Below are 2,235 nucleotides of genomic sequence, written 5' to 3' on the forward strand. Positions count from 1 at the left end.
GAGGCGGCGTGGGGCCCCGGGTGGCCGCGGCGCACCGCCGTCCTCGTCCCCGCCACCACCGCCGACGCGGGGCGGCTGCTCGGCCGGGACGCGGCGCGCACGGCGCCCTACGCGGCCCTCGCCGTCGGGGACGCCTCCGTCGCCGGCGCCGGCGTGCGGATCGTCGTGCAGCCGTCCGTCTTCGACGCGCTGACGGTCACCGGCAGGTCCGTCGTGCTCGCCCACGAGCTCGCGCACGTGGCGCTGCGCGGCAAGCTCGCCCTGCGCGGGACCCGGCCGCTGCCGCGCTGGCTCGTCGAGGGCGGTGCCGACCAGCTGGCCCGCACCGGCCGGGGGCTGGACCCCGCCGCCCTCGCCGCCCCGCTGCTGGCGGCCGTGCGGGCCGGAGCCGAGCCGCGCGTCCCGCCCGACGCCGACTTCGAGGCCGCCGCCGGGACCGACGTCATCGGGGTGGCCTACGCCGCGGCGTGGACGCTGTGCGAGTCGATCGCCCGCCGCTGCGGCGCCGGCGCCCTCGTGGCCCTGCAGCGCGCCCTCGCCGGCGGCGCGCCCCTGGCGGCCACGGCGCGGTCGGTGCTGGGCGAGGACCTCCAGACCCTCGTGACCGGCTGGCGCGCCGAGGTCCGCGGCGGGCTGGCGGGCTGGCGGTGAGCCCACCGGTGCCCCCCGGCGAGCCACCGGTCGTGCTCGTCGTCACCAACGACTTCCCCCCGCGCACCGGGGGCATCGAGACCTTCGTGCTGGAGATGGCGCGGCGGATGCCACCCGGGCGCATCGTCGTGCACACCGCCCGCCAGCGCGGCGACCGCGACGTCGACGCCCGGCTGCCCTTCCCCGTGGTCCGCGACCCCTCACCCCTCCTCGTGCCCACGCCGGCGATCACCCGTCGCGTCGCGCGCACCGCCGCCGCCCACGGCTGCGAGGCCGTCTGGTTCGGCGCCGCCGCCCCCCTGGGGCTCATGGCGCCGGCACTGCGCCGCGCCGGGGTGCGCCGGATCGTGGCCACCACCCACGGCCACGAGGTGTGGTGGTCGGCGCTGCCCGGCTCCCGCGCCCTGCTGCGCCGCATCGGGGACGGCGCCGACGTCCTCACCTGCCTCGGGCCCTGGTGCCGCGAGCGCATCGAGCGCCCCCTGACGCCCGCCGCCCGCGCCCGCGTCCGGCGGCTCACCCCCGGGGTGGACACCTCGGTGTTCACCCCCGGTTGCGGTGGCGACGAGGTGCGCCAGCGCCTGGGGTTGGCCGGCCGCCCCGTCGTGGTGTGCGTCTCCCGCCTCGTCACCCGCAAGGGGCAGGACGTGCTCGTGCGCGCCCTGCCGCGGATCCGCCGCGACGTGCCCGGCACGGTGCTGCTCCTCGTCGGCGACGGCCCGCGCCGGCGCTCCCTCGTGCGGCTGGCCCGGCGCCTGGGCGTCGCCGACGCCGTCGTCCTCACCGGCGCCGTGCCCTGGGCGCAGACCCCCGCCCACCACGACGCCGGGGACGTCTTCTGCATGCCGGCCCGCACCCGGCTGGGCGGGCTGGAGCCGGAGGCGCTGGGCATCTGCTACCTGGAGGCCGCCGCGTGCGGGCTGCCCGTGGTGGCCGGGCGCTCCGGCGGCGCACCCGACGCGGTGCTCGACGGGGTCAGCGGCACCGTCGTCGACGGCCGCGACCCCGCCGCCGTCGCGGCCGCCGTCACCCGCTACCTGCTCGACCCCGGCCTGGCGCGCCGGCACGGCGAGCGCGGCAGGGAGTGGGTCAGCCGCGCGTGGCGCTGGGACGACCTGGCGCTGCGGCTGCAGCGGATGCTCGCGGGGGTGGACCCGGACGCGGCGTGAGCGGGGCCGCGGCCGCCGCCCAGGCGGTGAGCAGCAGCGCCCCCACGAGCCAGTACTGGTTGTAGAAGGCCTGCTTGTTGACGAGGTTGGCGACCAGCAGCACCACCGCCGCCCACAGCAGCACCCCGTCCAGGCCGGTCCCGCGGCGCACCCGCCGGCAGGCGGGCACCAGGACCGCCAGCACCGCCACCCCCACCGCGGGCAGCGGCAGCGCCAGCCCCGCCTCGTGCAGCAGCGCCACGTACACGGTGTCGGCGAAGCGCAGCGGCGGCAGGTCGCGCATGACCTCCACCGTGTCGTGCCACATCGCGGCCGGACCGGCCAGCGCCCACGGCAGCACCAGCACGCCGGCCGCCCCCGCGCTCGCCAGCGCCCGGCGCCACCCGAACCGCGGCCACGCCGCCAGCAGCGGCAG

General features: G+C 79.8%; 1 protein-coding gene and 2 pseudogenes. 2 read left to right on the plus strand and 1 reads right to left on the minus strand.

The features are described 5' to 3' along the window. Together ABEB16_RS21270 and ABEB16_RS21275 are read left to right on the plus strand one after the other, a co-directional pair. Nucleotides 1-651 (plus strand): annotated as a pseudogene (locus tag ABEB16_RS21270) (hypothetical protein); the annotation flags it as partial. Between the two features lie 8 nt (nucleotides 652-659). Then, nucleotides 660-1,820 (plus strand): glycosyltransferase family 4 protein, encoded by a 1,161-nt coding sequence (locus tag ABEB16_RS21275; RefSeq protein WP_345714175.1) that lies wholly within the window; start codon nucleotides 660-662, stop codon nucleotides 1,818-1,820. Here the strand turns inward: ABEB16_RS21275 and ABEB16_RS21280 are convergent. Beyond that, a pseudogene (locus ABEB16_RS21280) lies at nucleotides 1,741-2,235 on the minus strand (hypothetical protein); the annotation flags it as partial. The gene ABEB16_RS21275 and the pseudogene ABEB16_RS21280 overlap by 80 nt on opposite strands.

It is taken from the genome of Kineococcus glutinatus (assembly GCF_039542765.1).
Taxonomy (GTDB): Bacteria; Actinomycetota; Actinomycetes; order Actinomycetales; family Kineococcaceae; genus Kineococcus_A; species Kineococcus_A glutinatus.